Below are 5,321 nucleotides of genomic sequence, written 5' to 3' on the forward strand. Positions count from 1 at the left end.
TATGCACAAGAATCTACAATATCCAGGACAGTCATGTTCAATATCTCATTCTATTTTTAATGTGATTGGTTCCTTATCAAATCAAATTCGAGATGTTTTACCTGTCCTATAAATATACTAGCATCAATTATTAAGATTCTATTAAAAATGATACGACAATAGCCGTATCATTCAATAGATTCTAGTGGTGTATCCGCAAGCGCAACAGCTTGGGCATAAGATGTAATTGCCAAGTTAGATTCAATAGCTTTTTGTAGGCAGAACATCAATAATCTTGTATCAAATGCCTGCAAGTCTTTATCAAAGTTAATAGCCGGATATTTTGATAAATGATCTAATAATGTATCTACGTTTTCTTTTGTATGTTTTGTAGAAATACCAGTCACAACAACATTTTCTTGTTTAACAGCCTTTAAGCCATTCAACAATGCTACATACGGTTTGTCTGGTCTTTGTACAAGCATCACCTTATTTTTAGGGGATGAAGCCAGTCTTAATGTCCATACACTCTTGCAGCTCACAACAATTTGCGTACAATTTTCGTCATTCGCAAACAAATCAATTGTTTCTAATAATTTGTCATACGTATCTTCTACTTCTTTACAATCATCAAATACCAACGCTGAATATTCCATCTTTATACCTATCCTTTCAAATCTTCTGGCAAAGTTATTTTTTTATTTGTGAAACTTGATAATACCACTTTTACTCTCGCCTTAGAAAACCACTCTACAAGCTGAGCATCATCTGTTGCCTGCACTTGTTTATTCCTTGCAAGTTGGTGACACTCCTTAATTAAATCCGTTTTAAAACATTGCGGTGTCTGTGCATGATATACAAGCTTTCTTTCTAATGATTCCTTTACATAACCATCCACAACAATCTTTGTCGTATCCACACTAGGTACCATTAATAAACAGGCATCCTCTGTTTCTAAAGAATGTTTCAAATCTAAAATCCACTTTTTTTCAACAAAAGGTCTAGCCCCATCATGAATCATAACATAATCTTGATCTACGATTTGTAATCCGTTGTACACACTATCTTGTCGTGTTTGTCCTCCTGTTACAACTTGGATTCGAGAATCATATAAATAGTTTTCAGTAACATAGTCCTTTTCATAATCCGCACAAACTAAAACGACCTGTTTACAATCTTCATCTGATAAAAAAACAGACAGACTCTTATTCAGTACAGTTTGTCCATTTTCAAAAGTATAAAATACTTTATTATAATCTAAATTCGTTCGACTACCTCTTCCAGCAGCTAAAACAATCACACTATAGTTCATGGATTCATTATATCAAATTTTCTTAACAATTGATAAAAAAATTGGAAGATTAAACTTCCAATTCAATTACCTCTTGTTCTTTCAAAGATTTTTTCATATCAATAAGCCTTTGGTTTCTTGAACCACGAAATGCCAATGTGATATCTTTTTCTTCTTCTTTAAAAGGACCATCCACTAAAACATCCAATAACGACAACATTTCATCCGTTACTTCACAATGTTTTCGTCCACCATCCAACAAGTCTTGATCTAAAACAAAGCCTGTAAAAGACCAAATATTCTTTTCTGGTAATTCTTCACGAACACGACGAAGCAATTTAACTAATTCTCTTTGATTCTCCGGCTCAAAAGGCTCTCCACCAAGTAATGTCAAACCTGAAATATGGCTTGGTTTTAAAGCATCAATAACCTCATCTTCTGTTTCCTTTGTATAAGGCTTACCATAATCAAAGTTCCATGTTTCTGGCTGAAAACAATTTTTACAATGATTTGTACATCCCGATACAAATAGTGTCACACGCACCCCTTTACCGTTTGCAATATCGTTTTTCTTTATATTTCCGTAGTACATAGCTAGAAACCTCCTAAAAAAGAAACTAGCTCTTATAAGTGTAGTACTCTTTCTTTGATTTCTTGTGTTCGTCCTTGATTCCAGAACTGTGTACCGATATATCCACAAGTACGACGAGCCACATTCATTTTTTCTTGGTCACGATTCCCACAATTTGGACATTCCCAAACTAATTTATGGTTTTCATCTTCCACAATCTTGATTTCTCCTGTATATCCACATACTTGGCAATAATCTGATTTTGTGTTCATCTCTGCATACATAATATGATTATAAATATGTTTCATAATTGCCAAAACAGCTTCAATGTTATTTTCCATATTTGGAACTTCTACATAGCTAATGGCTCCACCTGGAGAAAGTTTTTGGAACTGTGATTCAAATGTTAATTTAGTAAACGCATCAATTTCTTCTGTTACATGAACATGATAGCTATTTGTGATATAGTTCTTATCTGTTACATGTGGAATAATTCCAAAACGCTCTTGTAGATGTTTAGAGAATTTAAATGTAGTTGACTCCATAGGAGTTCCATATAATGAGAAGTCAATATTTTCTTCTGCCTTCCATTTAGCACAAGCATCATTTAGATACTGCATAACTTTCAATCCAAATGAAGTTCCTGGCTCTTCAGTATGAGGGTGTCCAGTCATATAATATACACATTCACATAATCCAGCATATCCTAAAGAAATTGTAGAATATCCACCAAATAATAATTTGTCGATTGGCTCTCCTTTTTTCAAACGCGCCAATGCACCATTTTGCCATAAAATAGGAGCTACATCACTTGGTGTACCTAATAATCTTTCATGACGACACATCAATGCCTTTTTACACAACGCCAATCTTTCATCCATGATTCTCCAGAATGCTTCTTCATCCTGTTTACTTGAACAAGCTACATCAACTAAGTTCAAAGTAACAACACCTTGGTTGAATCGACCATAGTATTTTGGTTTACCATTTTCATCTAAATATGTAGTTAAGAATGAACGACATCCCATACATGGATAACAATGCCCTTCTCCATTCGAATCTACTTTTAATTCCAACATTTTCTTTTCAGAAATATAATCTGGAACCATACGCTTAGCTGTGCATCTAGCCGCTAATTCTGTCAAATACCAATATTTAGAATCTTCTTCAATGTTGTTTTCTTCAAGAACATAAATCAATTTAGGGAAAGCCGGCGTAATCCAGATCCCTTTTTCGTTTTTAACTCCCTTGATTCTTTGTTTCAGCATTTCTTCAATAATCATAGCTAAGTCATCACGAGTCTGTCCTTCAGGCACTTCATTTAAATACATGAAGACAGTCACAAATGGAGCTTGACCATTTGTCGTCATCAATGTGATAACCTGGTATTGAATCATCTGTACACCTTTTTCAATTTCTTTACGAACACGCATTTCTGCCATTTTATTAACTGTATCTTCAGATGAATCTAGATTCAATGATTCTAATTCTTCTTTTACTTCACGACGTGCTTTTTCTCTTGAAACCTGTACAAATGGAGCTAAGTGAGAAAGTGTAATACTTTGCCCTCCATATTGTGAACTAGCAACTTGCGCAATAATTTGTGTAGCTACGTTACATGCTGTAGAGAAACTATGTGGTTTTTCAATCATTGTTTCAGAAATAACTGTACCATTTTGAAGCATGTCCTCTAAATTTACTAAACAACAGTTGTGCATGTGTTGTGCAAAGTAATCTGAATCATGGAAATGAATAATACCTTTTTCATGAGCCTCCATAACATCTTGAGGTAACAAGAAACGTTTTGTGATATCCTTTGAAACTTCTCCAGCCATATAATCACGCTGAACACTGTTTACTAATGGATTTTTATTTGAGTTTTCTTGTTTAACTTCTTCATTATTACGCTCCAATAAAGACATGATCTGTTTATCTGTTGAATTTGCCTTACGAATTAAAGCACGTTCATAACGATATGTGATATAGTTGTGAGCTACCGCAAAACAACGATGTTCCATCAATTCTCCCTCAACCATATCTTGAATTTCTTCCACATTTGGGCTTCTCTTCAAGTTTTCACATTTATCGATAACACTTTGCGTAACAGAATGAATCAATTCATCTGTCATTTGATTGTGTGTTGTAGCTTTATTTGCTTTTTTGATTGCATTTTCAATCTTTGATGCATCAAAAACGACTTCTTCTCCACTTCTTTTAATTACATTCATATTAATCCTCCTAAAAATAGTTGAACCTTCAACTATTTTTTTGTATACATCTAGTATACTAATAATTTTTTCTAAAACAAGCCTTTACATTCATACAAAATAATGCTTGCCCTTTAAGTAAAGGAAACCGGTTTTTTATTTTTTTAAAGTCCGCTAATTTGTTTAAATATTTTAATTTTCAACCAATTTTGTGCAACCCCCCTTTATCATTAAGATAATACTAATATTGACACTTATTGTGTCAATTTAAATAAATTATAATAATTAATGTTAAATTCACATACACTTGATACAATAAAAGAAAAAAAACAAAAAGGAGGTCACTATGGACTATAAAATCAAAGGCGATTCAGATTGCCCTATCGTTGAAATCAATCTTCAGAATAATGAAACGGTAAAAATCGAAAGAGGCTCTATGGCCTATATGTCAAACGTTGTGATTGAAGGTAAAATGAACAGTAACAAAAAAGGCATTGGTGGTGTATTAGGCGCCTTAGGACGAAGCCTTACCAGTGGTGAAAGCATGTTCATTACAGAGGCTACCGGAACAAGTCACGATGGATTGCTTGGTATTGCACCTTCTATTCCGGGAAAAATCGTATGTTTAGAGGTTACGCCAGCATGTCACTACTATTTAAATAATGATGCTTTTTTGGCGTGCGATAACACTGTTAGCTACGAAATGAAAACACAAAGCGTTGGAAAAGCATTATTTGGTGGAACCGGTGGATTCTTTGTCATGCATACATCTGGACACGGCAACCTATTGATCAATGCATATGGCGACATTATGGAAATCAATGTAGATGCAGATCATCCAATCACAATTGATAACGAACACGTTATCGCATGGGACGATTCTTTAGATTATGAAATCAAAATTGCATCCGGGACATTTGGATTCACTACAGGCGAAGGTTTAGTGAATGAGTTTCATGGAAACGGAAAAGTTTACATCCAATCTCGTAACCTACATTCATTAGCTGATGCATTAATCCCATTTATACCTCAAGGACAAAAGTAACTGAAAAAAAAGAGAGCGTGAACTATTCACGCTTTTTACTTACAATCGTCCCCCTTGCAGTCAATACATGAGCGTACGCATTTACTACCCTTTAATTTTCTAAAGGCTTAACTAGCAATTTGGTGACTTTGCTATAATTCTTCTTTTTATCACTTACACGAATAACCACTCGTTTTTCAAATCCTTTAAGCGAGTGATTTTATAGATGTTTTTCAATCTAAGTAGTAC

Annotated in this window: 5 protein-coding genes; 1 reads left to right on the forward strand and 4 read right to left on the reverse strand. The window is 34.1% G+C overall.

The annotated features are described in order from the left end of the window. Nucleotides 1–167: 167 nt before the first annotated feature. Genes FYJ55_RS10075 through nrdD form a run of 4 tightly spaced genes read right to left on the reverse strand, consistent with a single transcriptional unit; the run spans nt 168 to nt 4,069 of the window. Nucleotides 168–635 carry a hypothetical protein gene (locus FYJ55_RS10075; RefSeq protein ID WP_117571097.1) on the reverse strand — a complete coding sequence of 156 codons (468 nt, stop codon included), beginning with the start codon at nt 633–635 and terminating at the stop codon, nt 168–170. Between the two features lie 8 nt (nt 636–643). Next, nucleotides 644–1,291, reverse strand: coding sequence for a 2-C-methyl-D-erythritol 4-phosphate cytidylyltransferase (ispD, locus tag FYJ55_RS10080; protein ID WP_117571096.1), 648 nt, complete (start codon nt 1,289–1,291; stop codon nt 644–646). A 49-nt stretch (nt 1,292–1,340) separates the two neighbouring features. After that, nucleotides 1,341–1,862 (reverse strand): anaerobic ribonucleoside-triphosphate reductase activating protein, encoded by a 522-nt coding sequence (gene nrdG, locus FYJ55_RS10085; RefSeq protein WP_154556715.1) that lies wholly within the window; start codon nt 1,860–1,862, stop codon nt 1,341–1,343. Between the two features lie 32 nt (nt 1,863–1,894). Next, entirely contained in the window at nt 1,895–4,069 is a 2,175-nt protein-coding gene (nrdD, locus tag FYJ55_RS10090; protein ID WP_154556716.1) for an anaerobic ribonucleoside-triphosphate reductase, read from the reverse strand. A 325-nt stretch (nt 4,070–4,394) separates the two neighbouring features. Between nrdD and FYJ55_RS10095 the strand changes: the two genes are divergently transcribed. Next, nucleotides 4,395–5,093 (forward strand): TIGR00266 family protein, encoded by a 699-nt coding sequence (locus FYJ55_RS10095; protein WP_154556717.1) that lies wholly within the window; start codon nt 4,395–4,397, stop codon nt 5,091–5,093. The last annotated feature ends 228 nt before the right edge of the window (nt 5,094–5,321 follow it).

The organism is Holdemanella porci, from assembly GCF_009696075.1.
GTDB classification, from domain to species: Bacteria; Bacillota_I; Bacilli_A; order Erysipelotrichales; family Erysipelotrichaceae; genus Holdemanella; species Holdemanella porci.

Bases quoted from the DNA above. Each gene is read 5' to 3' on its own strand.
- nrdD (WP_154556716.1), bottom strand. From the start codon at position 4,069: ATGAATGTAATTAAAAGAAGTGGAGAAGAAGTCGTTTTTGATGCATCA.
- ispD (WP_117571096.1), bottom strand. From the start codon at position 1,291: ATGAACTATAGTGTGATTGTTTTAGCTGCTGGAAGAGGTAGTCGAACG.
- FYJ55_RS10075 (WP_117571097.1), bottom strand. From the start codon at position 635: ATGGAATATTCAGCGTTGGTATTTGATGATTGTAAAGAAGTAGAAGAT.
- nrdG (WP_154556715.1), bottom strand. From the start codon at position 1,862: ATGTACTACGGAAATATAAAGAAAAACGATATTGCAAACGGTAAAGGG.
- FYJ55_RS10095 (WP_154556717.1), top strand. From the start codon at position 4,395: ATGGACTATAAAATCAAAGGCGATTCAGATTGCCCTATCGTTGAAATC.